This is a genomic window from Pseudomonas sp. E1MeOHC2 (assembly GCF_058745025.1).
The window spans coordinates 3,458,937-3,482,760 of record NZ_CP196675.1 but is presented as its reverse complement, the minus strand read 5'-3'; the positions used below and the strand labels follow the sequence as shown (position 1 = coordinate 3,482,760).

Below are 23,824 nucleotides of genomic sequence, written 5' to 3'. Positions count from 1 at the left end.
TGCGAACTGCGGTAATGAAACAATTCTACCGCTCACAGGCTCAGGTAGCGACCGATCATGGCCAAGCCGCTGGCCAGCACCAGCCAGGTGACCAGGCGCACAAAGGCCTCGCGGGACAGTTTCAGGGTCAGCCGGCGCCCCACCCACAGCCCGATGAACATTACCGGTAACAGGCAGGCCGCGAGCAGCAGCAGGCTGCTGTCGGCGTAAACCCCGGCGAGCAGGAACAGCGACAGGCGTACGACCGTGCTGCAACTGATCAGCGCGCTCTGGGTAGCCCGCACCTGCTCTTTCGCCTCCAGGCGGGCGCTCAGATACAGCGCATAAAGAAAACCACCACTGCCGAACAACGCGCCGAACAAGCCCCCTACCGTACCCATGGGCACCGCCCAGACGCCGGACAGGTTCGCCGGGCGCACCTTCACCGCCAGGTTATAGAACGCATAGGCGCTGACGAACAAACCCATCAGCAACAGCAGCAGGTCGGACTTGAGCCGCAGCAAAAACACCACCCCCAGGGTGCACCCTATCGCCATGAAGGGCAGCAGGCGCATCAACTCACCGCGCACCACATCCCGGCGCGACGGCAGCAGGTTGCCGAATGCCGCAACGAAGTCCAGCAGCACCAACAGCGGGATGATCCGGGACAGCGGCATGAAGTGGATCAGCACCGGGGCTGCGACCAGTGCAGTGCCGAAACCGGCAATACCGAAGACGATGTAGGCCAGGCCAACACCGAGCAGGATGGGCAGCCAGTCGAGGCCGGAAAAGGACAATTGGGTGAGCATGGCGTGTGTTCCTGAAAAGTCATGCAAAGGTTAGCCAGCCATGAGCCATGCCGACTAATATGCGTTTGCGCCATCACCCATCTCGAAAAGGCATGACATGACGTCGATCCGCCAGTTGCGTTACTTCGTGGAAATCGCCGAGAGCGGCAGTTTCAGCGCCGCCGCCGAGCGGCTGTACATCGCCCAGTCGGCGCTGAGCCGGCAGATCAAGGAGCTGGAGCAGCACCTGGGCACGCCGCTGTTCGAGCGGACCGCACGCCTGCCGCGTCTGACGCTCGCGGGGGACGCCTTTTTGCAGCGTGCCCGCCGCTTGCTGGCCGACCTGGCACAGGCCGAGCGCATCACCCGCGACATGGGCGACGGCCTGCAAGGCAGCCTGCGCCTGAACCACTCCAGCACCGTGCCGCTGACCGGGCCACTGCTGGCTCGCCTGGGCAGCTACCTGCAAGGCAACCCAGGGATTGCACTGGAGATCGCGCAGCAATCCTCGGAGGCGCAGTTGGAGGATATCGCTGCTGGGCGGCTGGATATCGGCCTGCTGCGCCTGCCGGTGCTGCGCCAGCATGAGGGCGTGGTGCTGCATGAATTGTTCAGCGAGCCTTTATTGTTGGCCGTCGCCGCCGGGCACCCCTTGGCTGAAGCGCCGGTCGTGCAACTGGAGCAACTGCGTGGGGAACGGTTCATTTCCATTCCTCACCGCGATCGCGGCGGGTTGAGCTACTTGTCGGCCTCGCTGTGCATGAATGCGGGGTTCTTTCCGCAGGCGGCCCAGGTGGTTTCACGCAAGACCACGCAGTTGCAGTTGATTCAGGCGGGGTTCGGGGTGGCGTTGTTGCCGGCATGCATGCGCGAGATTGCGCCGGCATCGGTCAGGTTCGTGGCGCTGGGGGAGGTTTGTGAGAGTACTGTGGCACTGGCGTGTCGGCGGGATGCGGGGGTGATGGTGCGGCAGTTTTTGGCGGCGATGCAGGGGGCGTGATGGGAGGCAGTGGTGCATGACGGTAGATCTTCTGCGCTCTTGAGATCGAGCGCCGCCCGCGCGGCGCATCGCGACGCAAGGCCGCTCCCACATTTGTTTCGGGCCAATTATTCCTGACAAATTCGCGCGCGGCCCCTTGGCGCCCACCTCAATATCGAGTTGGACAAACAAGGCGGTCGCGCGCCCATGCCACAGGCCTGACTGGCCCGAAACAAATGTGGGAGCGGCCTTGCGCCGCGCGGGCGGCGCTCGATCTCAAAGGCGCTAAAAATCCACCGCCCTACACCTGCCAGCCCCAACCCAATTCCCGCCACCACCCGATGTCCTTTATGATGCCCGCCATGATCAAAGACCCCTTCGAACGACTCGGCCTGGACCGCGAGGTCCTTACCGTCAGCCAGCTCAACGGCCGCGCTCGTGTGCTGCTGGAGGACGTGTTCCGCAGTGTCTGGGTGGAAGGCGAGATATCCAACCTCGCCCGCCCGGCCTCCGGCCACATGTACTTCACCCTCAAGGACAGCGGCGCCCAGGTGCGCTGCGCGCTGTTCCGCCAGAACGCCACCCGCGTCCGCCAGGCCCTGCGCGACGGCCTGGCGGTGCGCGTACGCGGCAAGGTCTCGCTGTTCGAAGGCCGTGGCGACTATCAGCTGATTCTCGACAGTGTCGAACCTGCCGGGGATGGCGCCCTGCGCCTGGCGTTCGAGGCACTGAAAGAAAAACTTGGCGCCGAGGGCCTATTCAGCGCCGAGCGCAAGAAGCCGCTGCCGGCCCACCCGCAGCGCATCGGCATCATCACCTCGCCCACCGGTGCGGTGATCCGCGACATCATCAGCGTATTCGGCCGCCGTGCCCCGCAGGTTGAACTGAACCTGATCCCCACGGCGGTACAGGGCCGCGAGTCCATCGCGCAGATCGTGCGCGCTGTACAACTGGCCGACAGCCTTGGTTTCGATGCGCTGATCCTGGCCCGTGGCGGCGGCTCGCTGGAAGACCTGTGGAGCTTCAACGAGGAAGCCGTGGCACGTGCCGTGGCCGCTTGCGTCACGCCCATCGTCAGTGCCGTCGGCCATGAGACCGATGTGTCGATCTGCGATTTTGTCGCCGACGTACGCGCCCCCACGCCATCGGCCGCCGCCGAACTGCTGGCCCCTGACAACAGTGGCCTGCAGCAGCGCCTCGACGGCCTGCAACGGCGCCTGCTGCTGCGCATGCAAAACCGCCTGAGCCACGACCGCCTGCGCGTGGAATCGCTGGCCCGACGCCTGCGCCATCCGGGTGAGCGGCTACGCCAGCAAGCCCAGCGCCTGGACGACCTGGACATGCGCTTGCGCCGTGCCTTCATGCTCAACCTCAACCAGCGCCGCGAGCGCTTGGGGCGCCTCGACACCCGCCTGGCCGCGCAACACCCGGGCCGTACCCTGAAGCTCCTGAACCAGCGCCTGGACAGCCTCGCCGAACGCCTGCCGCGGGCCATGCGCGAGGTCCTCAAGGACCGCCGCCAGCGCTTCCAGGCGCAACTGCAGACGCTGCAAGTGGTCAGCCCGCTGGCCACCCTTGCCCGCGGCTACAGCATCCTGCTCGATGAGCGTGGCCAGGCCATCCGCAGCGCCGAGCAAACCCACAACGGCCAGCGCCTGACCGCCCGCCTCAATGAGGGCGAACTGCAGGTGCGCGTCGAAGACAACCACCTGACGCCCGTCACCCTCTCACTACTGGACTGACTCATGCCCCGCCTGTTCGCGCCCCTGCTCGCCCTTTCCCTGCTGTTGCTGGCCAGCGGCGCCCAGGCCAGCTATATCACCCGCGCCTTGAACAAACCGGTGCCCGGCGGTGTGGCGGTGGTCGATCTAGGCCCCGGCAGCACAGCGCCAAACGCGCGCTTTGACGGCAAGCCGGTGCTGGTGGTCAAGGAGCAGGACAACTGGCTGGCGATCGTCGGCATCCCGCTGACCCAAAAACCCGGCACCGCGGTGCTGAGCCAAGGTGGCCGCAGCCTGCCCTTCACAGTCGGCAGCAAGCAGTACCCCGAGCAGCGCATCACCCTGAAGAACACGCGCCAGGTCAACCCGAACCCGGCCGACCTCAAGCGCATCGACCGCGAACTGGCCGAGCAGATCAAGGCCTACCGCAGCTTCAGCCCGACCCTGCCAAGCAACCTGATACTCGACAAGCCGGTCACAGGCCCGCTGTCGAGCAAGTTCGGCGTGCGCCGCTTCTTCAACGGCGAAGAGCGCAACCCGCATGCCGGGCTGGACTTCGCCGTGCCCGCCGGCACGCCGATCAAGACCCCGGCCAATGGCAAGGTGATCCTGGTGGGTGATTACTTCTTCAATGGCCGTACCGTGTTTGTCGACCATGGCCAGGGTTTTATCAGCATGTTCTGCCACATGTCGAAGATCGATGCGAAGGTGGGGCAGGCGCTGCGTCGCGGGGATGTGGTGGGCCGGGTTGGCTCGACCGGGCGGGCGACCAGGCCGCACATGCATTGGAATGTCAGCTTGAATGATGCGCGGGTAGATCCAGCCATCTTCATTGGCGCGTTTCAACCCTGAGATCGGCGCCAGCCTCTTCGCGGGCAAGCCCGCTCTCACAGGGCTGGCGACGCCGCAGATCCCTGTGGGAGCGGGCTTGCCCGCGAAGAGGCTGGCACAAACACCCTGACTTCCCTTGTCTTGCGCCATCAAAAAGTACCGCGCAAAAACCTCAAAGCCTTGCAGTAAAAAGCGCTACAAAATCTCGCCATCCCACTTTTTTTAAGCATTCCTCTCAATTTTCTACGAACACTTGCCATCCCTCACCCCACTGGTTAGGGTTGAGGCATGAAAACCTCCAGCACCCTCATTCTGCTCCGACAACATCGCAGCCTCTGCCTGGTCAGTGCCCGACTACCAGGGTGAATCGCGTCGCCTCGCCTTTTCATCTCGTTACTGCTCGGCAGGCCCGATCTCGGCCGCATACAAAAGGATTGCTTCCATGACCATGCTCAAAGACCCTTCGAAGAAATACCGCGCCTTCCCGACCATCGACCTGCCTGACCGCACCTGGCCGTCGAAAAGCATCACTGCAGCGCCGATCTGGTGCAGCTCGGACCTGCGTGATGGCAACCAGTCGCTGATCGAGCCGATGGATGCGGAGAAGAAGCTGCGTTTCTGGAAGACTCTGGTGCAGGTCGGCGTAAAAGAAATCGAAGCCTCGTTCCCCTCCGCTTCGCAGACCGATTTCGACTTCGTGCGTACCTTGATCGAAGACGGCCACATCCCGGACGACACCACCATTCAGGTGCTGACCCAGGCCCGTGAAGACCTCATCGCCCGCACCTTCGAATCGCTGCGCGGTGCCAAAAAAGCCATCGTCCACCTGTACAACGCCACCAGCCCGTCGTTCCGCCGCATCGTCTTCAACCAGGACAAGCAAGGCGTGAAGGACATCGCGGTGAACGCGGCCAAGCTGTTCGTCAAGTACGCCGCCCAGCAGCCAGAAACTCACTGGACCTTCCAGTACTCGCCAGAGACCTTCAGCGCCACTGAGCTTGAGTTCGCCAAAGAAGTCTGCGACGCCGTCATTGAGGTGTGGAACCCAACCCCTGAGCACAAGCTCATCCTCAACCTGCCGGCCACCGTGGAAGTCGCCACACCGAACATCTACGCCGACCAGATCGAGTGGTTCTGCCGCAACATCAGCCGCCGTGACAGCGTGATCATCAGCCTGCACTGCCACAACGACCGCGGCACCGGCATCGCCGCCACCGAGCTGGGCCTGATGGCCGGCGCCGACCGCGCCGAAGGCTGCCTGTTCGGCAATGGCGAGCGCACCGGCAACGTCGACCTGGTGACCTTGGCGCTGAACCTCTACACCCAGGGCATCGACCCGCAGCTGGACTTCTCTGATATCGATGGCGTGCGCAAGGTCGTCGAAGAGTGCAACCAGCTGCCGGTGCACCCGCGTCACCCGTACGTGGGCGACCTGGTCCACACCGCGTTCTCCGGCTCGCACCAGGACGCCATCCGCAAAGGTTTCGCCAAGCAGCAGGAAGGCGAGCTGTGGGAAGTGCCGTACCTGCCGATCGACCCGGCCGACATCGGCCGCAGCTACGAGGCGGTGATCCGCGTCAACAGCCAGTCGGGCAAAGGCGGCATCACCTACCTGCTCGAACAGGAGTACGGCATCAGCCTGCCACGCCGCATGCAGATCGAGTTCAGCCAGGTGGTACAGGGTGAAACCGACCGCCTGGGCCTGGAAATGACCGCCAAGCAGATCTACAGCTTGCTGCAGAAGGAATACCTGCAGGCCAACGCCCCGTATGCGCTGGTCAGCCACCGCCTGCAGGAAGAAAACGGCCACAGCGCCGTGGAAGTGGAAGTCGCCGGTGAAGGCGAGACCACCCTGCACTGGCGCGGCAAGGGTAACGGTGCCCTGGAAGCCCTGGTGGCCGGCCTGCCGATTGCCGTGGAAATCATGGACTACAACGAACACGCCATTGGTGCCGGCACCAATGCCAAGGCGGCGGCGTACATCGAGCTGCGTGTGGCCGGTGGCCGTCCGGTACATGGCGTGGGTATCGATGAAAACATCACCACCGCCAGCTTCAAGGCACTGTTCAGCGCGCTGAACCGGTCGCTGAGCCAGCAAGATGCTAAAGCGGCGTAAGCAGTAGTTTGATGGTCACAAGCCCGCATCCTGATGCGGGCTTTTTTATGCCTGTACTGGCCTCTTCGCGGGGCAAGCCCGCTCCCACAGGAATGGTGGATCTACGGAGGTTTACTGTGGGAGCGGGCTTGCCCGCGAAGAGGCCATTACCATCAACACAAAACCTGCAGGCAAAAAAAAAGGGCGCCGACCAAGCGCCCCATAAGCCGTAAAGCACACAACAAATTCAGTTGGCGTCCAGCAACGCCATCGCCTCGGCACTGCACGCCTCGATCCGCGCCCAATCGCCGTTTTTGATCCAACTGCTGTCGAGCATCCAGGTCCCGCCCACGCACATCACATTGGGCAACGCCATGTAGTTGCGCACATTGGCCGGGTTGACCCCACCAGTCGGGCAAAAGCGGATGTCGCCAAACGGGCCGCCAAACGCCTTGATCGCCGCCACGCCACCGCTGATTTCCGCCGGGAACAGCTTGAACCGGCGATACCCCAAGGCGTAGCCCATCATGATCTCGGACGGTGTGCTGATACCCGGTAGCAGCGGAATGTTGCTGTCCACACCGGCTTCGAGGATGTCCTGGGTGATGCCTGGGGTGACCACGAACTGCGCACCAGCCGCTTCGACCGCCGCGAACATGCTGCGATCGAGCACGGTACCGGCACCGATGCACAGCTCTGGGCGCTGCTCGCGCAGCACCTGAATGGCCTTCAGGCCGTGCTGTGAACGCAGGGTCACCTCAAGGGTACGAATACCGCCTGCAGCCAAAGCATCGGCCAGGGGCAGGATGTCTTCCTCACGGGCGATGGTGATCACCGGCAGGATGCGCGCCTTGTTGCAGATCGCGTCGATCCGGGCGGCTTTGTCGGCCATCGAGAGCAGAGTCTGTGGGCGTTCAAGGGTGGTCATGACAGTGGATCCTTGGCTCATGGGCACCAGTAGATGTCCAGGGGGTCGTGAAGAAAGGCGCGTATCGGCATTTCGGTAAGGTCGTTGCCCGCCAGCGCGGCGCGCAGGGTAGCGAGTTTGCCCTGGCCTTGCACGGCCAGCGCGGTAAACGCGGCACAGGCCAGCAACGCGCGGGTCATCGACAGGCGCTGGTGCGGCACACTGGGCGCCAGCATTGGCAGGCAGCGGCGTGGGGTGTTCGGGTCCAGGCCTTCGTCCAGATTAGGGCTGTTAGGGAACAGCGAGGCGGTATGGCCATCGTCGCCCATGCCCAGCACCAACACGTCGATGGCTGGAAGATCTGCCAGTGCCTGGTCGGCGCTGGCCGCGGCGCGCTCAAGGTTCTCGGCCTGCTGATACAAGCCAATGAAGCGCGCTTTGGCCGCCGCGCCCTTGAGCAGGTGACGGGCCAGCAAGCCGGCATTGCTGTCGGCATGCTCCACCGGCACCCAGCGCTCATCGGCCAGGCTCACGGTGACCTTCGACCAGTCCAGCGCCTCGGCGGCTAACCGCTCAAGAAACGGCACCGGGCTGCGCCCACCGGACAACACCACACAGGCCTGGCCTTTGGCGGCAATCGCCGCCCGCAGCCGCTCGGCCACGTCACGGGCCAAGGTCGCCGCCAGGGCCCTGGCATCTGCCAGTTCATGCGCTTTCACCGCCGCTGGCAGTTGCAGTTTAGATATCGCCATACCACGCCCTCCCATCTCGTGTAATCAGTGCGATTGAGCTCATCGGCCCCCAGGACCCTGCCGCGTAAGGCTTGGGCGCATCACCTGCGCTTTGCCAACCGGCGATCAACTGGTCGCACCATTTCCAGGCATATTCGATTTCATCCTTGCGCACGAACAGGTTCTGGTTGCCACGCATCACCTCAAGCAACAGGCGTTCGTAAGCATCCGGAATCCGCGCGCTGCGCCAGGCATCGGAAAAATTCAGTTGTAGCGGGCCGCTGCGCAGTTGCATGCCCTTGTCCAGGCCTTGCTCCTTGGTCATCACCCTTAAAGAAATGCCTTCGTCCGGTTGCAGGCGGATGATCAACTTGTTACCGACCTGCAAACGTTGTTCCGGGGCGAAGATATAGTGCGGCGTTTCCTTGAAGTGGATGACGATCTGCGAGAGCTTCTGCGGCATGCGCTTGCCGGTGCGCAGGTAGAACGGCACGCCAGACCAGCGCCAGTTGCGGATATCGGCGCGCAGGGCGACGAAGGTCTCGGTGTCGCTCTGGGCGTTGGCATTGTCTTCTTCGAGGTAGCCGGGTACGGGCTTACCGTCGCTGTAGCCTGCGATGTACTGACCGCGCACCACACGGGTGCTCAGCCCTTCGCCGGTGATCGGCGCGAGGGCCTTGAGTACCTTGACCTTCTCGTCGCGAATGCTGTCGGCCGAGAGCTCGCTGGGCGGGTCCATGGCAATCAGGCACAACAGCTGCAACAGGTGGTTCTGAATCATGTCGCGCAGCTGGCCGGCCTTGTCGAAATAGCCCCAGCGGCCCTCGATGCCGACTTTTTCGGCCACGGTGATCTCCACATGGGAGATCGAATTCTGGTTCCACTGGGTTTCGAACAGGCTGTTGGCAAAGCGCAGCGCGATCAGGTTCTGCACGGTCTCCTTGCCCAGGTAGTGGTCGATGCGATAGACCCGGCTCTCGGGGAAGAACCGTGCCACGGCATCGTTGACCCGACGCGACGACTCCAGGTCGTGGCCGATCGGCTTTTCCAGCACCACACGGGTACGCGGTGCCAGGCCGGCCCGCTCAAGGTTTTCGCAAATAGCGCCGTATACCGCAGCCGCCGTGGCGAAGTAGGCAATCAATGGCAGCTCGCCGGGTAACTGCTCGGCCAGCGCCTGGTAACCCTCAGGTTGGAGGAAATCCAGATGCTGGTAGCTCAGTCGGCCCAAGAAGCGGCCCAGCGCAGCGGGCTCGATGTCTGCGTCGGCGACATGCCGACGCAGGTGCGCCTCGATGGTGTGCAGATGGTCCTGCGCACTGCCGCTCTCACGGGCCAGCGCCAGCAGGCGTGTGTCCGGGTGCAACAGATTGGCACGGTCGAGCTGATAGAGGGCAGGAAACAGCTTGCGCAATGCCAGGTCGCCCAGGGCGCCAAACAGGGCAAAGGTGCAAGGTTCGACACTGATCGCAGCCATGATGTTGGTTCTTTCCTAAAGTTGGTCTAGGAATACCGCTTTCACATACGGTTTTCAAGGGGTAATGTAGTAAAACTAACAACATTACCGACGAGTATTACAGATAAGTGGTGCGCCACCCGCACCGACAGTACGATAGACGACCGTGCAAAAGGCCCGCTGCTCCGTCAGCCGGCTGCCTTCCCGACCCAAGGACACACCCATGGACCGCGTGCGAAACCTCCTGGAACAGATCCAGGGACGCCTCGACGAGCTGAACAAGGCCGAACGCAAAGTCGCCGAAGTCATCCTGCTCAACCCGCAACAAGCCACCCGCTTCAGCATTGCTGCGCTGGCCCAGGCGGCCAAGGTCAGCGAACCGACCGTCAACCGCTTCTGCCGTTCGTTCGGCGTCAGCGGCTACCCCGAGCTCAAGCTGCAACTGGCGCAGAGCCTGGCCAGTGGCGCTGCCTATGTCAGCCGCGCCGTCGAGGCCGACGATGACCCTGCAGCCTACACCCAGAAGATTTTCGGCAGCGCCATCGCCTCGCTCGACAGCGCCTGCCAGCAACTCGACCCGCAGCAGGTCAGCCGCGCCGTGGACATGATGATCCAGGCCCGACAGATCCACTTTTTCGGCCTCGGCGCCTCGGCCCCGGTGGCGCTGGATGCCCAGCACAAGTTCTTCCGCTTCAACCTGGCGGTGTCGGCCCACGCCGACGTGCTGATGCAACGCATGCTGGCCTCGGTTGCCCACACCGGCGACCTGTTCGTGATCATCTCCTACACCGGCCGCACCCGCGAGCTGGTCGAAGTGGCACGCGTGGCCCGTGAAAACGGTGCCTCGGTGCTCGGCCTGACCGCAGCGGGTTCGCCACTGGCCCAAGCCTGCAGCCTGAGCCTGCACATTCCGCTGCCCGAAGACACCGACATCTACATGCCGATGACCTCGCGGATCATCCAGCTGACCGTGCTCGACGTGCTGGCCACCGGCATGACCCTGCGCCGGGGCGTGGACTTCCAGCCGCACCTGCGCAAAATCAAAGAAAGCCTCAACGCCAGCCGCTACCCGATCGAGGACGACGAACTCAACTGAGCCGGTGCGCCTGCAAGCGCAAATGGGCACGTTGGCCCGGCGCCAGGCTCAGGAACTCGCCACTGCCGCTGGCGGCTTCGACACAGACGAAGCCCTGACATTCGCGGCCGGTCACCCCCATCAGCGGTCGATTGCCGGGGTGCCAGACCACAGTGTCATCGCTGTCACCGGTGTCGATGCACAATTCGCGCTGCCAAGCCGGGTCTTGCAGCTGCACCCGCGGGGTACCCGGGTAGACTTTCTGGCACCCGCCCTTGAGCTTCAGCGCACCTTCCTCGCGGCAGGCCTGCCGGTTCAGGCGGTCGTAACCTTCGATATCCTCAAGCCCAGACAGCGCTATCTCGGACACGTCACTGATACGCCAGTAGGCCAGCAGCGCATGGCTCAGTTGGCACGGCTCGCTGTCTTGGTGCTCGGTACTCAAGCTCAGCTCCATACGGCTGCCTAGCCGCGCATGCAGGTCAACCTGCCAATCGCACAGGTCCAGGCGCCACTTCAGCGTCACGCCCTCCTCATCCTCCCGGCTGTCGACCAGCTTCCAGTCGAGCAGGCGCGCCCAGCCATGGGCCGGCCACAGGTCTTCGCTGGGATGGCGGCCATACCACGGCCAACACACCGGTACGCCACCGCGAATCGCCCCTACCTGCGGCCACTGCTCGGCGCACCATAGCCAGGGCCGTTCGCCGGCCGGTTGAAAGTGCAGCAGTTGTCCGCCCTGCCGGCTGAACACCGCCTGGCAACGGGGATGGTCGATGATCAGCACATCGCGCTGCTGGTAACGCTCCCACTCGAATGTCGGCCTGGGCCGTTGCGAGGCAAAGAAGCGATGGAGCGGATGTTCGGGCATGGTTCAGAGCTCTTGTTGTTTGAGATAGCGCTGTCTCGGCCTATCCCCGACAACCACTGCAAGCCAGTGGATGCCGGGAGCCGAAAATGGATTGGCGTAAATTTACAACAAACAGGCTCAGAATGACGACTGAATCTTCAACCCCGCGACCAGCGCGTTGTCCACCTCATCCACCCCGCCGGGGCTCTTGATGTACTGAAGGTTGGGCCGCACGGTCAGCCAGTTGGTGACGTGGAAGCCGTAATAAAGCTCGGCGTTGTACTCGGTGCGCTGCAGCGGCACGAAGCCTGGGTTGTCGTAGTCGTTGATGCCGCTTTGGCCATTGAGCAGCTCGGCACGCTTTTTCACGTCGTCGTTGACGTGGATCCGCGCGACGCCAAAGCCGATGTCGTCCTTGGGCCGGGCATCGAAGGCGCCCTTGTACACCAGGCCGACCTGCTGGTAGTTGTCGACCACATTGGTGGCCTTGTCGTGCACGGTGAAGTTGGCGAACAGGCTAAGGCCCCGGTTGACGTCGCCGCCATGGGCCGTGACCTGCTGCTGCGCCACCACCCACCAGCCGTGTTTGCTCGAATGCGATTTAAACGCCCCACCGCTCAATGCCTGGGGGTTGCCGTTGACATCATCGAACACGTCGTCGGCCTTGGCCGTGCTGTAGTAGTAACCCAGGCGGTACTCACCCGGCAGGCCATTAACTTTGGGCGACCACACCGCCTCCACCGGCAGGATCGCGCCCTTGGTGCCGCTGCCGCTGAGCTTGAAGCCGTTGCCGGTCTCCAGGTTCGAGGGGTTCTGCTCGAAGGCGCCGACCTGAACGAAGAATTCCGGCATGATGTTGTACTTGACCCGCAGCGCCCACTGGCTGACCGGCCAGTTGTACCAGATGCCGCCGACCCAGTTGCCCACCTGCGAGCCGCAGAACGCCAGGTTCTGGAAATCGCAAGGGAAGCTGTTGAAGTCCTCGCCCTCGCCGAAGCGGCCGAATTTGACGTCCAGCGCCCCGTCGAAGTACTTCTGCTTGACCCACATCTGGGTCAGCCGCCAGGTCTGGCCGCGCCCCCACACTTCCTGCACCGAGCTGAACTGCCCGGCACGCGGGTCGCTGATGCGGTCGTTGGACAGGTTGCGGCCGCTGCGTTCGGTGATCGCCAATTTGAATTCGGCATCGTGCCAGCCAAAGATCTTCTGCAGGTCCAAATGCGCGCCAAGGGCGAACTGGTCGCTGTAGCGCGCGGTCTTGTCGTCGTTATAGCCACCGTTGAGGTTACCGGCCACTTCACCCACGTAGTCGAGGGTGAAGTCGTAGCCTTTCTCCAGCAGTTCGGTGCGGCTGCCGCCCCAGTCGCCGGTCATCCATTTCGACTCGCTGGAGAAGGCCTCGGCGGCCTGCGCCCCACTGCTGCCAACCAAGGCAAGTAAGGCCAACGAGCCCAAGGTCCTGATGCGATTGCGCTGTTCCATCCCTTTGCGTCCTCTTTTTTCTTATTGATGGTGTAGACGATTCAACGGCTCTTGAGGTGAGTCACGTTGTCTTTCACAGAAGCGTTGGCAGTACTGACGTCCAGGCGCTCGCCGCTGGCTGCGTCGAACAACAGCACCCGCGCCGGGTCGAACTGCAGGTTGAGGCTGTCGCCAACCCGGCACGCCACATCCGGTGCCAGACGGCAGCAGACCTTGGTCTGGTTGAGGGTGACGAACACCAGCAGGTCAGGCCCGGTAGGCTCGGTCACCTGCACCTCGGCGCGAATGCCAGGCAGGCCATTGCCCTCCCCCGTGCCCAGGGCAATCTGTTCCGGGCGGATGCCAAGGATGATCTCGCGCCCTTCCAACTCATCGTCGACCACGCCCAAGGGCAGCTCGCAACGGGCCTGGCCGCTGTCGAGCAGCGCCAGCAGGCGCCCGTCCTGACGGGTCAGGCGCACCGGAATGAAGTTCATCGGTGGCGAACCGATGAAACTGGCGACGAACTGGTTGGCCGGGTCGTTGTAGATCTGCTGCGGTGTGCCGAACTGCTGGATGATGCCGTCCTTCATCACCGCCACTTTGTCGCCCAGGGTCATGGCCTCGATCTGGTCGTGGGTGACGTACACCGTGGTGGTTTTCAGGCGCTGGTGCATCAGTTTCATTTCGGTGCGCATCTCGACCCGCAGCTTGGCGTCGAGGTTGGAAAGCGGCTCGTCGAACAGGTAGATCTTCGGCCGCCGCGCCAGCGCCCGGCCCATGGCCACGCGCTGTTGCTGGCCACCGGACAACTGCGCAGGCTTGCGGGCAAGCAGGTGCTCGATCTGCAGCAGCTTGGCCACACGCGCCACTTCCTCGTCGATGGCAGCCTGCGGCATCTTGCGGATCTTCAAGCCGAATTCGATGTTCTCGCGCACGCTCATGGTCGGGTACAGCGCGTAGGACTGGAACACCATGGCGATGTCCCGGTCCTTGGGGCTCATGCCGCTGACGTCCTGATCATCAATAAGGATCGCGCCGCCGGTGATGTGCTCAAGGCCGGCGATGCAGTTCATCAAGGTCGATTTGCCACAACCCGAGGGGCCGACCAGGATCAGGAACTCGCCGTCCTTGATCGACAGCTGGATGTCCTTGAGGGTGTCCGGCAGGCCGCTGCCGTAGGTCTTGTTCACATTGCGAAGTTCAAGCGTTGCCATGACTTACCCCTTGACGGCGCCGGCCGTGAGGCCGCGGACGAAATACTTGCCTGCTACCACATAGACCAGCAGGGTTGGCAGGCCGGCGATCATCGCCGCCGCCATATCGACGTTGTATTCCTTGGCCCCGGTGCTGGTGTTGACCAGGTTGTTGAGGGCCACGGTGATCGGTTGCGAGTCGCCACTGGAGAACACCACGCCGAACAGGAAGTCGTTCCAGATCTGAGTGAACTGCCAGATCAGGCAGACCATGATGATCGGTGTCGACATCGGCAGGATGATGCGCCGGAAGATGGTGAAGAACCCGGCACCGTCCAGGCGCGCGGCCTTGACCAGCGCATCAGGGATGCTCACGTAGAAGTTGCGGAAAAACAGCGTGGTGAAGGCCAGACCGTAGACCACATGCACCAGCACCAGGCCGCCAGTGGTGCTGGCCAGGCCGAGTTTGCCGAGGGTGAACGAGGCTGGCAGCAGCACGGTCTGGAACGGCAGGAAGCAGCCGAACAGCAGCAGGCCGAAGAACAGCTGCGAACCGCGAAAGCGCCACATCGACAGCACATAGCCGTTCAGCGCGCCGAGGGTGGTGGAGATCAGCACCGCCGGCACGGTGATCATGATCGAGTTCCAGAAATACCCGTTTACCGTACCCCAGGCCTTGACCCAGCCAATGCCACTGACCACCGTCGGCCAGCTCAGCAGGTTGCCGGTGCTGATGTCTTCCGGGGTCTTGAAGCTGGTCAGCAGCATCACCACCAGCGGTACCAGATACAGCAGCACGGCAAGCAGCAGTACCGCGTGGATGGCGAGGCGGCTGATGCTCAGCGCCGGTTTGTCGACAGGGCTATGCATGGCGTTTGCTCCGCAGCTCCGAGTACAGGTAAGGCACGAGGATCGCCAGGATCGCCCCGAGCATGAGGATGGCGCTGGCCGAGCCCATGCCCATCTGGCCACGGCTGAAGGTGAACGAGTACATGAACATCGCCGGCAGGTCCGACGAGTACCCAGGGCCGCCGGCGGTCATCGCCGCCACCAGGTCGAAGCTCTTGATGGCAATGTGCGAGAGAATCATCAGCGCGCTGAAGAACACCGGGCGCAGGCTCGGCAGCACCACGGTCCAGTAGATGCGCGGGAGGCTGGCGCCATCCATTTGCGCCGCGCGGATGATCGACTGATCGACGCCGCGCAGGCCGGCGAGGAACATCGCCATGATGAAGCCCGAGGCCTGCCACACGGCAGCGATCACCAGGCAATACACCACCCGGTCGGGGTCGATCAGCCAATCCAGGCGAAAACCTTCCCAGCCCCAATCACGCAGCAGTTTGTCCAGGCCCATGCCGGGGTTGAGCAGCCATTTCCAGGCGGTGCCGGTGACGATCATCGACAGGGCCATGGGGTAAAGGTAAATGGTGCGGATGAAGCCTTCGCGGCGAATGCGCTGGTCCAGCAGCACCGCCAGCAACACGCCGATGGCCAGGCTGATGGCGATGAACAGGCCGCCGAACACCAGCAGGTTCTTGCTCGCCACCCACCAGCGGTCGTTGTCGAACAGCCGGGCGTATTGCGCCAGGCCCGCCCATTTGTAGGTGGGCAGGAAGGTCGAGGTGGTGAAGGACAGGACGAAGGTCCACAGGATGTAGCCGTAGAAGCCCACCAGGACGATGAACATGCTCGGGGCCAGTACCAATTTGGGTAGCCAGCGCTGTAGAGCGTCCAGGGGTGAGGCCCGCAGTTGGGCGGTAGTTGTGGTCATGAAAATGATCCCGAAGTCTGGGCGGCGCTGCGCACCGCTTCGCGGGCAAGCCCGCTCCCACACAGGCCCAGCTCACCGCAGGTCATGGACAGAGCGCCCAACCGGTGGGAGCGGGCTTGCCCGCGAAGGGGGTTATTGGGCGGCTTTGATCGCCGCTGCCAGTTTCTTCGCCGCATCGGCCGGATCGGCCTTGGGGTCGTTGATGTAGTTGGTCACCACATCGAAGAAGGCGCCCTGTACGGCAAGCGTGGTGGCCATGTTGTGCGCCATGCTCGGCTGCAGGCCGCCCGTCTTGGCATCGGCCAAAAAGTCCTTGGCGGAGGTCTGGGCGCAGGCGTCGAAGCCGTACTTGCTCATGTCAGCAAGCATGTCGTTGCGCACCGGGATCGAGCCCTTGTTGCTGCTGAACACCTTCTGGAATTCCGTGCCCAATACCTTGCGGGCGATGTCCTGCTGGCCGGCTGACGTGCCGGCATCGTTCTGTTTGAACACCACCAGTGAGTCGATGTTGTACAGGAAGCCATTGCCCGTACCGGGGAACGGTACGCACTGGTAATCCTTGCCGGCGACTTTGTTGGCCAAAGTCCACTCGCTCTTGGCCCAATCGCCCATGATCTGCATGCCGGCCTTGCCGTTGATGACCTTGTTCGCTTCCAGGTTCCAGTCCTGGCCCTTGCCGTCCGGGTCCATGTAGGTGGCGATCTTCTTCAGCTCGGTCAACGCCTTGATCATTGCCGGGCCGGTCAGTGCGGCGCCGTCCAGATCGACCAGGGCCTTCTTGTAGCCCTCCACGCCCATCACCGAGAGCGCCACGCTTTCGAACACGGTGCTGTCCTGCCACGGCTGGCCACCGTGGGCGAGCGCGATGAAGCCGGCGGCCTTGAGTTTGTCGGCGGCAGCGTAGAATTCGTCGAGGGTCGCGGGGGCCTTTTCGATACCGGCTTTCTTGAAGACGTCGGGGTTGATCCACAGCCAGTTGGTGCGGTGGATGTTGACCGGCACGGCGACGTAGTCACCGTCGTACTTCACAACGTCAGCGACTTTCTTGTCGAGCAGCGAGTCCCACTTTTCCTGGATGGCCACGTCCTTGAGCACGTCGTTGTCGAGCAGCCCGGTAGCCGCCCAGTCCTGGATGTCCGGGCCCTTGATCTGAGCGACGCCTGGCGGGTTGCCAGCCACCGCGCGGCTCTTGAGCACGGTCATGGCCGTGGCACCGCCGCCACCGGCGACAGCGCCGTCCTTCCAGGTGAAACCGTCTTTCTCGACTTGCGCCTTGAGCACATCGACGGCGGCTTTTTCACCACCGGAGGTCCACCAGTGCACGACCTCGACGCTGCCTTTGGCATCGGCGGCCAGGGCGCTGAGGGGGAAAAGGGAAGCGAGGGAGATCGCGGCAGCGAGACGGAGCGTGGAATTCATCGAAGCACCTTTCTTGTTGTTATGCCGTGCAAGTCGGTCGCTTGCGTTACCTGCAGTCTAATCAGCAAGCTCGACTCGCCAGGTAACGAAGCGATGCGTGAATGTCATCGTTTGGTGACATTGCCGGCACCAACGACAGCGCACTCAATCCAGCCCTCGCGGCAGATACAGGGTCACCCGCAAGCCACCCTCGCGCAGGTTGAGCAAGCTCACTTCACCGCCATGGCTATGGGCAATGTTGCGTGCAATGCCCAGGCCCAGCCCATACCCCTGCTGCTGCCCGGCCAGCCTGAAGTGCGGCTCGAATACCTGTTCCATCTGCTGCTGCGGTACACCCGGCCCTTGGTCATCGACCTGCAAGACAAACCCCTCGGCACTGTCGATGACCCGCAAGCGTGCCCGCTCGCCGTACTTGAGGGCGTTGTCGATCAGGTTGCCGATACAGCGGCGCAACGCCAGCGGCTTGCCCAAGTAGGGTGCCAATGCCTGCCCATCCACGGTGATACGGCCATCCCTCAGATAAGGCTCGGCAAGGATTTCCAGCACCTGGTTGAGGTCTACCGGCTCGATGTTCTCGTGGATGTCGGTGTCTTTCACACACTGCAGCGCCCCTTTGACCAACAGCTCCAGCTCGTCCAGGTCCTGGCTGAACTTGGCCTGCAGGCGTTCGTCCTCCAGCAGTTCGACGCGCAAGCGCAGGCGCGTGATCGGCGTGCGCAGGTCGTGGGAAATGGCGCTGAACAGTTGGCTGCGCTCGGTCAGGTAGCGGCTGATGCGCTCGCGCATGCTGTTGAAGGCCCGCCCCACTTCGACCACCTCGCTGCCGCCGCCTTCGGCCACGGGCGCCACGTCGGCACCTAGCGACATCTCCCGCGCGGCCCGTGCCAGGCGCTTGAGCGGCCAACTTTGCCAGTGCACCAGCAGGCCGATGAACAACAACAGCAAAGCCGTGGTGAGCACGATGAAACCGATCTGCTGACGTGGCAGGCGCTCGGCCTCAAGGCTGGTGTAGGGTTCGGGCAGCAGCGAGGCGATGTACAGCCACTCGCCCTCGCCCAGGCGGATTTGTGTCACCAGCACTGGGGGATTGAGCGGCTCCAGGGTCAGTGAATAATGCGCCCAGGAGCGCGGCAGCTCATCGAGCTTCAAGCCACTGTTGAAAATCCGCAGGTCATCCGGGGCGACGAATGCCACCGAGACTTCCATCTGCGGCCCCAAGCGCTCGTGCAGCACCGCTTGGAACACCTCGATCACCGCCTGCTTGCGCGGGGTGATGGGCAGCACCGGCATGTCCAGCGGCTTGTCGTTGAGCGACACGAAAAAGCGCGTGCCGCCCATGCTGCGCAGCTGGTCCAGAACCATCGGCCGATAGGCCACCGGCAGCGACCGGAAGTAACTGACACTGGCTGTCATCGAATGGGCCAGGCTGCTGGCACTGGCACGCAGCCCTTGCAGCTGGCTGGCCCGCAACTGGGCGACCCAGATGACGCTGGACAGGCCTTGCGCCAGCAGCACCACCAGCAAGGTCAGCAGCAGCATGCGCCCCAGCAGCGAGCGCGGCAGCAGGCGCCAGCGCCGCTCAGGAAGCGCAGCAGACATGGGCAGCCAGCAGGTAGCCACTGCCACGCACGGTGCGGATCAGCCGTGGTGGTTTTTCGGTGTCGCGCAGACGCTGGCGCAGGCGGCTGACCGCCATGTCGACGATACGGTCCAGCGGCATGGGTTCACGGCCACGGGTGGCATTGCCGATGGTGTCGCGGTCGAGGATCTGCTGGGGGTGATCGAGAAACAGTTTCAGCAGGGCGAAATCGGCGCCCGACAGGATCACCTCTTCGCCATCACGGTGGAACAGCCGGTGGCTGACCGTGTCCAGGCGCCAGTCGTCGAACGCCAGCACGGCACTGCTCGGCGCCGCCTGGCCGAACTCGGCACGGCGCAGCAAGGCTTTTATCCGCGCCTGCAGTTCACGCGGGCTGAAGGGTTTGCCGAGGTAATCGTCGGCGCCCAGCTCCAGGCCGATGACCCGGTCGGCTTCGTCAGAACTGGCGGTGAGCATGATGATCGGCACCCGCGCTTGACGTGGGTGCTGACGCACCCAGCGGCACAGGCTGAAACCGTCTTCGTCGGGCAGCATCACGTCGAGGATCACCAGGTCGCAGGGGGTGTTTTCCAGGGCCTGACGAAAGCCCTGCCCATCGGCCTCGGCGTGGACCTGAAAACCGGAACGGCTCAGGTAGGTTTGCAACAGCTCGCGAATTTCCTGATCGTCGTCGACCATCAGGATCGATTTTCCGGCAGTGCTCAAGGTGTTCCGCCCTCTTGTTTAGTCGCAGGTCTTTTGCCTGCTGAGGGGGCCGCTTCGCGCCCCATTCCGACCGGTCCGGCGCCCCGGCAAGGCCGCTCCTACAGAAGTACGCGCCCTTCTGTAGGAGCGGCCTTGTGTCGCGAAAGGGCCGCAAAGCGGCCCCATTCACACATCAGTGATCCAGCGCCTGCTGCAAGGCCACCCCGGCCCCCAGCAAACCCGAAAACTCCGCCGTCACCAACCACACCGGCACCCCGGCAAAATACCCACTCATGCAACCCTTGTCGGCAAAGCTTGCAGCAAACCCGCTGCGCAGGAACAGCTCGACGAACCGCGGGATCACGCCTCCGACAATGTAAACCCCACCCCTCGCGCCCAGGGTCAGCACATTGTTACCTGCCACGCGCCCAAGGAACCGGCAAAACTGCTCGACCACCGCCAGCGCCCGTGGCTCACCGCCCAGCGCGGCATCGGTAATCTGTGCCGGGGTCTTGTGTCGCGGTATGTCGCCATCCAGCGCGCACATGGCCTGATACAAACGCACGAGGCCACCGCCGCTGAGCACGGTTTCGGCACTGACATGACCGATCTGGCCGTGAATCTGCTGATGGATCGCCGCCTCGCGGGCATTGCCCACCGGCAGGTCGACATGCCCACCCTCGCCCGGCAGCGCCTGCCAGTGCTGCTCGCCCAGGCGCAACAGGCTACCGACGCCAAGGCCGGTACCGGGCCCGATCACCAGCGCAGGCCGCAGCGGGTCGGCATGGCCAGGGCACACCTCGCGAAACTCCCCTTCTTGCAGGCGGGTCATGCCCAGCGCCATGGCCGAAAAGTCGTTGATCAGCATCAATCGCTCGACCTGCAGCGTGTTGCAAAACGCACTACGGCTCAGGCGCCAATGGTTGTTGGTGAAACGGAACTCATCACCATCAACCGGCCCCGCCACCGCCAGGCACACCGCCGACAGGCCACCACGGACGATGCCCTGATCGTTCAGATAGGCCTCGATGGCCTGCTCGGGGCTTGTGTAGTCAGCGGTTGCGAAGACCTTCACCTGATACAGCTGGTTGTCACGCCACAACGCAAAACGGGCATTGGTGCCACCGATGTCGCCAACCAGCAGGTCCTTCATTTGAGGTTCTCCAAAGCCGAGGTAAAGGCGCTGGCGCCCTGCTCGGCCGGGCTGAACGCCATGCGCATGAAACCGAACAGTTCGCGCCCGCAGCCCAGGTCGTTGCCCTGAGGCGCCGGCGGCAGGTCACGGCTGGCCAGTTCTTCGGCCGACACTTTCACCTGCAGCGTGCCGGCGACACCATCGACCCGCACGATATCACCCTCGCGCACGCGCGCCAGCGGGCCGCCGTCATAGGCCTCGGGGCAAACATGGATGGCGGCCGGGATCTTGCCCGAGGCGCCAGACATGCGCCCATCGGTGACCAGCGCAACCTTGTAGCCACGGTCCTGCAGCACACCCAGAAACGGTGTCAGCTTGTGCAGCTCGGGCATGCCGTTGCAACGCGGCCCCTGGAAACGCACCACGGCGACGAAGTCGCGCTCCAGCTCACCGGCCTTGAAGGCATCGGCCAGCGACTGCTGGTCGTGGAAGATCCGCGCCGGGGCTTCCACCACCTGGTGTTCGGGGGCGACGGCGGAGACTTTCATCACCCCGCGCCCCAGGTTGCCTTCCATCACCCGCAGGCCACCTTCGGCCGAGAACGGCCGCGCCACCGGGCGCAGGATGCTTTCGTCCAGGCTCTGCTCTGGCCCTTCACGCCAGACCAGCTTGCCGTTGTCGAGGAATGGCTCTTGGGTATAGCGGCGCAAGCCGTGGCCTGCCACGGTGTTGACGTCTTCGTGCAGCAACCCGGCATCGAGCAGCTCGCGGATCAGGAAGGCCATGCCACCCGCCGCCTGGAAATGGTTGATGTCGGCTTTGCCGTTGGGGTAGACGTGGGACAACGTCGGCACCACTTCGGACAGGTCGGCCATGTCTTGCCAGGTCAACTGGATGCCTGCCGCCTGGGCGATCGCCGGCATGTGCAAGGTGTGGTTGGTGGAGCCACCCGTGGCGTGCAGGGCGACGATCGAGTTGACCAGTGCCTTCTCGTCGACGATCTCGCCCAGCGGCATGAAACTGCCACTGGCCTTGGTCATGCGCGTGACCTGCTGCGCCGCCTCGGCGGTCAATGCGTCACGCAAGGGAGTGTAAGGGTTGACGAACGAAGCGCCCGGCAGGTGCAGCCCCATCACTTCCATCACCAGCTGGTTGGTGTTGGCAGTGCCGTAGAAGGTGCAGGTGCCTGGGCTGTGGTAGGAGTTCATCTCTGACTCCAGCAGCTCTTCACGGCTGGCCTTGCCTTCGGCATAGCGCTGGCGTACGTCGGCCTTCTGCTTGTTGGAGATACCCGAAAGCATCGGGCCACCCGGCACGAAAATGGTCGGCAAGTGCCCGAAGCGCAACGCGCCCATCATCAAGCCGGGGACGATCTTGTCGCAGATGCCAAGCATCAGCGCGGCGTCGAACATGTTGTGCGACAGGGCGACGGCGGTGGACATGGCGATCACTTCACGGCTGGCGATGGCCAGTTCCATGCCCGGCTCGCCCTGGGTCACGCCATCGCACATGGCCGGCACGCCGCCGGCGAACTGGCCGACCGAGCCAACCTCGCGCAGGGCCTGCTTGATCTGTTCGGGGAAGTGCTGGTACGGCTGGTGCGCCGAGAGCATGTCGTTGTAGGCCGAGACGATGGCCACGTTGGCCGCGTTCATCAGGCGCAGGCTTTGCTTGTCCTGGGTGCCGCAACCGGCCACGCCATGGGCGAAGTTGGCGCACTGCAGGCTGGCACGCATGGGTCCGTCACTGGCCGCGCCGCGAATCAGCTGCAGGTAGCGTTCACGGGTGGCACGGCTGCGTTCGACCAGCCGTTGGGTGACCTCAAGGATGCGCGGGTGCATGTACTGGACTCCAGGCTAACTGTATGGGCGGCTTAGCGGGCATTTCCCCTCCAAACGATTGAGACCTAGGCTCAAGAAAAGGGCCTTGGATGCAACGCTGAGAGGTCAACCCAACCACTCGTTGTATGTTTAAACAAAATACTGCCACTAAAAAGGCTTGTTTTCTATCTGATAGTGAATAATCTTGTAATTCCAACAACAAAACCGTTTCAGTGAAGCCCCTTTGTGCCACAGGCCTCACTCGAACCGCCAGAGGTAATGCCATGACCCTTCGCATCGCCATCAATGGATTCGGCCGCATTGGGCGCAATGTCCTTCGCGCACTGTATACCCAAGGCTACCGCCAGGACCTGCAGGTCGTCGCCATCAACGACCTGGGCGACAGCGCCATGAACGCCCATCTGCTCAAGTACGACAGCGTGCACGGCACTTTCGACGCCAGCGTCGAAGCCGATCATGAAAGCCTCACGGTCAATGGTGACCGTATCGCGGTCAGTGCCATCCGCAACCCGGCCGAACTGCCCTGGAAGGCCGAGGCGATCGACGTGGTGTTCGAGTGCACCGGGCTGTTCACCGAGCGTGCCAAGGCTGCTGCGCACCTGGCTGCAGGCGCAGGCAAAGTGATCATCTCGGCACCCGCCAAGGGCGCTGACGCCACCGTGGTCTATGGGGTTAACCACGACGTGCTGCGCGCTTCGCACCAGATCATTTCCAACGCCTCCTGCACCACCAACTGCCTGGCGCCGATCGCCCAGGTGCTGCACCGCGAGTTCGGCATCGAACAGGGCCTGATGACCACCATCCATGCCTACACCAACGACCAGGCGCTGACCGACGTCTACCACAGCGACCCGTACCGTGCGCGCTCGGCCACCCAGTCGATGATCCCCAGCAAGACCGGCGCCGCCGAAGCCGTGGGCCTGGTATTGCCGGACCTGGCCGGCAAGCTGACCGGCATGGCGGTACGGGTGCCTGTGATCAACGTGTCGCTGGTGGACCTCACCGTCAACCTCAAACGCGAAGCCACTGCTGACGAGGTCAACCAGCTGTTCCTGGAGGCCAGCCGACATTCCAAGGTATTGGGCTACAACGCCTTGCCATTGGTTTCCTGCGATTTCAACCACAACCCACTGTCGTCGATCTTCGATGCCAACCATACCCGGGCCACCGGGCGGATGCTCAAGGTGCTGGCCTGGTACGACAACGAGTGGGGGTTCTCCAACCGGATGCTGGATAACTGCCTGGCGTTGTGCAGCGCGCGTTGAGCCCTTCGGCCCCATCGCCGGCTTGCCGACGATGGGGCCGCAC

General features: G+C 63.4%; 20 protein-coding genes. 6 read left to right on the top strand and 14 right to left on the bottom strand.

The window, feature by feature from the left end; translation table 11 throughout:
• Positions 1-32 precede the first annotated feature (32 nt).
• A complete protein-coding gene (locus ACSSU5_RS15725) occupies positions 33-788 on the bottom strand; it encodes a sulfite exporter TauE/SafE family protein (RefSeq protein ID WP_264310093.1) in 756 nt (251 codons plus the stop codon).
• 97 nt (positions 789-885) lie between these two features.
• Here ACSSU5_RS15725 and ACSSU5_RS15720 point away from each other — a divergent pair, with 97 nt between their 5' ends.
• The 4 genes from ACSSU5_RS15720 to leuA all read left to right on the top strand — a co-directional run bounded on the left by ACSSU5_RS15720 (position 886) and on the right by leuA (position 6,414).
• On the top strand, positions 886-1,767 hold the full coding sequence (locus tag ACSSU5_RS15720) for a LysR family transcriptional regulator (protein ID WP_492559241.1): 882 nt from the start codon (positions 886-888) through the stop codon (positions 1,765-1,767).
• A gap of 341 nt (positions 1,768-2,108) precedes the next feature.
• Positions 2,109-3,488 carry an exodeoxyribonuclease VII large subunit gene (xseA, locus tag ACSSU5_RS15715; RefSeq protein WP_492559240.1) on the top strand — a complete coding sequence of 460 codons (1,380 nt, stop codon included), beginning with the start codon at positions 2,109-2,111 and terminating at the stop codon, positions 3,486-3,488.
• A gap of 3 nt (positions 3,489-3,491) precedes the next feature.
• Positions 3,492-4,319, top strand: a complete 828-nt coding sequence (locus tag ACSSU5_RS15710) for a peptidoglycan DD-metalloendopeptidase family protein (RefSeq protein WP_492559239.1) — start codon at positions 3,492-3,494, stop codon at positions 4,317-4,319.
• Between the two features lie 421 nt (positions 4,320-4,740).
• On the top strand, positions 4,741-6,414 hold the full coding sequence (gene leuA / locus ACSSU5_RS15705; RefSeq protein ID WP_492559238.1) for a 2-isopropylmalate synthase: 1,674 nt from the start codon (positions 4,741-4,743) through the stop codon (positions 6,412-6,414).
• A gap of 226 nt (positions 6,415-6,640) precedes the next feature.
• On the opposite strand, the gene ACSSU5_RS15700 is transcribed toward leuA, so the two are convergent.
• From ACSSU5_RS15700 to zwf, 3 genes are read right to left on the bottom strand one after another with little or no spacing between them, the layout of a single operon-like run.
• Positions 6,641-7,321 carry a bifunctional 4-hydroxy-2-oxoglutarate aldolase/2-dehydro-3-deoxy-phosphogluconate aldolase gene (locus tag ACSSU5_RS15700; RefSeq protein WP_492559237.1) on the bottom strand — a complete coding sequence of 227 codons (681 nt, stop codon included), beginning with the start codon at positions 7,319-7,321 and terminating at the stop codon, positions 6,641-6,643.
• Positions 7,322-7,338: 17 nt separating this feature from the next.
• Positions 7,339-8,052: a 6-phosphogluconolactonase gene (pgl, locus tag ACSSU5_RS15695; protein ID WP_492559236.1), complete on the bottom strand. Its 714-nt coding sequence runs from the start codon at positions 8,050-8,052 to the stop codon at positions 7,339-7,341.
• Entirely contained in the window at positions 8,039-9,508 is a 1,470-nt protein-coding gene (gene zwf / locus ACSSU5_RS15690) for a glucose-6-phosphate dehydrogenase (RefSeq protein WP_264310100.1), read from the bottom strand. The genes pgl and zwf overlap by 14 nt, the downstream gene beginning before the upstream one ends.
• 211 nt (positions 9,509-9,719) lie before the next feature.
• Here zwf and hexR point away from each other — a divergent pair, with 211 nt between their 5' ends.
• The gene (hexR, locus tag ACSSU5_RS15685) at positions 9,720-10,583 is read left to right on the top strand and encodes a DNA-binding transcriptional regulator HexR (protein ID WP_172960401.1); all 864 of its coding nucleotides are present in this window, start codon (positions 9,720-9,722) and stop codon (positions 10,581-10,583) included.
• Here hexR and ACSSU5_RS15680 read toward each other — a convergent pair.
• The 10 genes from ACSSU5_RS15680 to edd all read right to left on the bottom strand — a co-directional run bounded on the left by ACSSU5_RS15680 (position 10,576) and on the right by edd (position 22,516).
• Entirely contained in the window at positions 10,576-11,430 is an 855-nt protein-coding gene (locus tag ACSSU5_RS15680) for a D-hexose-6-phosphate mutarotase (RefSeq protein WP_264310101.1), read from the bottom strand. The two genes, hexR and ACSSU5_RS15680, sit on opposite strands and share 8 nt — an antisense overlap.
• Before the next feature lie 117 nt (positions 11,431-11,547).
• Positions 11,548-12,891, bottom strand: a complete 1,344-nt coding sequence (locus tag ACSSU5_RS15675; RefSeq protein ID WP_492559235.1) for a carbohydrate porin — start codon at positions 12,889-12,891, stop codon at positions 11,548-11,550.
• 41 nt (positions 12,892-12,932) lie between these two features.
• On the bottom strand, positions 12,933-14,087 hold the full coding sequence (locus ACSSU5_RS15670; protein ID WP_492559234.1) for an ABC transporter ATP-binding protein: 1,155 nt from the start codon (positions 14,085-14,087) through the stop codon (positions 12,933-12,935).
• A gap of 3 nt (positions 14,088-14,090) precedes the next feature.
• Positions 14,091-14,936, bottom strand: coding sequence for a carbohydrate ABC transporter permease (locus ACSSU5_RS15665; RefSeq protein ID WP_264310104.1), 846 nt, complete (start codon positions 14,934-14,936; stop codon positions 14,091-14,093).
• Positions 14,929-15,837, bottom strand: a complete 909-nt coding sequence (locus tag ACSSU5_RS15660) for a carbohydrate ABC transporter permease (protein WP_264310105.1) — start codon at positions 15,835-15,837, stop codon at positions 14,929-14,931. The genes ACSSU5_RS15665 and ACSSU5_RS15660 overlap by 8 nt, the downstream gene beginning before the upstream one ends.
• Positions 15,838-15,969: 132 nt before the next feature.
• Complete coding sequence (locus tag ACSSU5_RS15655; RefSeq protein WP_492559233.1) at positions 15,970-17,256, bottom strand: ABC transporter substrate-binding protein; 1,287 nt, start codon at positions 17,254-17,256, stop codon at positions 15,970-15,972.
• Positions 17,257-17,400: 144 nt separating this feature from the next.
• Complete coding sequence (locus ACSSU5_RS15650; protein WP_264310107.1) at positions 17,401-18,855, bottom strand: ATP-binding protein; 1,455 nt, start codon at positions 18,853-18,855, stop codon at positions 17,401-17,403.
• A complete protein-coding gene (gene gltR / locus ACSSU5_RS15645) occupies positions 18,836-19,561 on the bottom strand; it encodes a two-component system response regulator GltR (RefSeq protein WP_264310108.1) in 726 nt (241 codons plus the stop codon). Before gltR ends, ACSSU5_RS15650 begins: the two co-directional genes overlap by 20 nt.
• Positions 19,562-19,733: 172 nt before the next feature.
• Positions 19,734-20,693, bottom strand: a complete 960-nt coding sequence (locus ACSSU5_RS15640) for a glucokinase (protein ID WP_492559232.1) — start codon at positions 20,691-20,693, stop codon at positions 19,734-19,736.
• Positions 20,690-22,516, bottom strand: a complete 1,827-nt coding sequence (edd, locus tag ACSSU5_RS15635; protein WP_264310110.1) for a phosphogluconate dehydratase — start codon at positions 22,514-22,516, stop codon at positions 20,690-20,692. Before edd ends, ACSSU5_RS15640 begins: the two co-directional genes overlap by 4 nt.
• 263 nt (positions 22,517-22,779) lie before the next feature.
• Here edd and gap point away from each other — a divergent pair, with 263 nt between their 5' ends.
• Positions 22,780-23,781, top strand: a complete 1,002-nt coding sequence (gene gap / locus ACSSU5_RS15630; protein WP_264310111.1) for a type I glyceraldehyde-3-phosphate dehydrogenase — start codon at positions 22,780-22,782, stop codon at positions 23,779-23,781.
• Positions 23,782-23,824 lie beyond the last annotated feature (43 nt).

What these genes read in the sequence shown, in the direction of transcription:
- ACSSU5_RS15725 (WP_264310093.1), bottom strand. Translation starts at nt 788, where the DNA reads ATGCTCACCCAATTGTCCTTTTCCGGCCTCGACTGGCTGCCCATCCTG.
- ACSSU5_RS15720 (WP_492559241.1), top strand. Translation starts at nt 886, where the DNA reads ATGACGTCGATCCGCCAGTTGCGTTACTTCGTGGAAATCGCCGAGAGC.
- xseA (WP_492559240.1), top strand. Translation starts at nt 2,109, where the DNA reads ATGATCAAAGACCCCTTCGAACGACTCGGCCTGGACCGCGAGGTCCTT.
- ACSSU5_RS15710 (WP_492559239.1), top strand. Translation starts at nt 3,492, where the DNA reads ATGCCCCGCCTGTTCGCGCCCCTGCTCGCCCTTTCCCTGCTGTTGCTG.
- leuA (WP_492559238.1), top strand. Translation starts at nt 4,741, where the DNA reads ATGACCATGCTCAAAGACCCTTCGAAGAAATACCGCGCCTTCCCGACC.
- ACSSU5_RS15700 (WP_492559237.1), bottom strand. Translation starts at nt 7,321, where the DNA reads ATGACCACCCTTGAACGCCCACAGACTCTGCTCTCGATGGCCGACAAA.
- pgl (WP_492559236.1), bottom strand. Translation starts at nt 8,052, where the DNA reads ATGGCGATATCTAAACTGCAACTGCCAGCGGCGGTGAAAGCGCATGAA.
- zwf (WP_264310100.1), bottom strand. Translation starts at nt 9,508, where the DNA reads ATGGCTGCGATCAGTGTCGAACCTTGCACCTTTGCCCTGTTTGGCGCC.
- ACSSU5_RS15680 (WP_264310101.1), bottom strand. Translation starts at nt 11,430, where the DNA reads ATGCCCGAACATCCGCTCCATCGCTTCTTTGCCTCGCAACGGCCCAGG.
- ACSSU5_RS15675 (WP_492559235.1), bottom strand. Translation starts at nt 12,891, where the DNA reads ATGGAACAGCGCAATCGCATCAGGACCTTGGGCTCGTTGGCCTTACTT.
- ACSSU5_RS15670 (WP_492559234.1), bottom strand. Translation starts at nt 14,087, where the DNA reads ATGGCAACGCTTGAACTTCGCAATGTGAACAAGACCTACGGCAGCGGC.
- ACSSU5_RS15665 (WP_264310104.1), bottom strand. Translation starts at nt 14,936, where the DNA reads ATGCATAGCCCTGTCGACAAACCGGCGCTGAGCATCAGCCGCCTCGCC.
- ACSSU5_RS15660 (WP_264310105.1), bottom strand. Translation starts at nt 15,837, where the DNA reads ATGACCACAACTACCGCCCAACTGCGGGCCTCACCCCTGGACGCTCTA.
- ACSSU5_RS15655 (WP_492559233.1), bottom strand. Translation starts at nt 17,256, where the DNA reads ATGAATTCCACGCTCCGTCTCGCTGCCGCGATCTCCCTCGCTTCCCTT.
- ACSSU5_RS15650 (WP_264310107.1), bottom strand. Translation starts at nt 18,855, where the DNA reads ATGTCTGCTGCGCTTCCTGAGCGGCGCTGGCGCCTGCTGCCGCGCTCG.
- ACSSU5_RS15640 (WP_492559232.1), bottom strand. Translation starts at nt 20,693, where the DNA reads ATGAAGGACCTGCTGGTTGGCGACATCGGTGGCACCAATGCCCGTTTT.
- edd (WP_264310110.1), bottom strand. Translation starts at nt 22,516, where the DNA reads ATGCACCCGCGCATCCTTGAGGTCACCCAACGGCTGGTCGAACGCAGC.
- gap (WP_264310111.1), top strand. Translation starts at nt 22,780, where the DNA reads ATGACCCTTCGCATCGCCATCAATGGATTCGGCCGCATTGGGCGCAAT.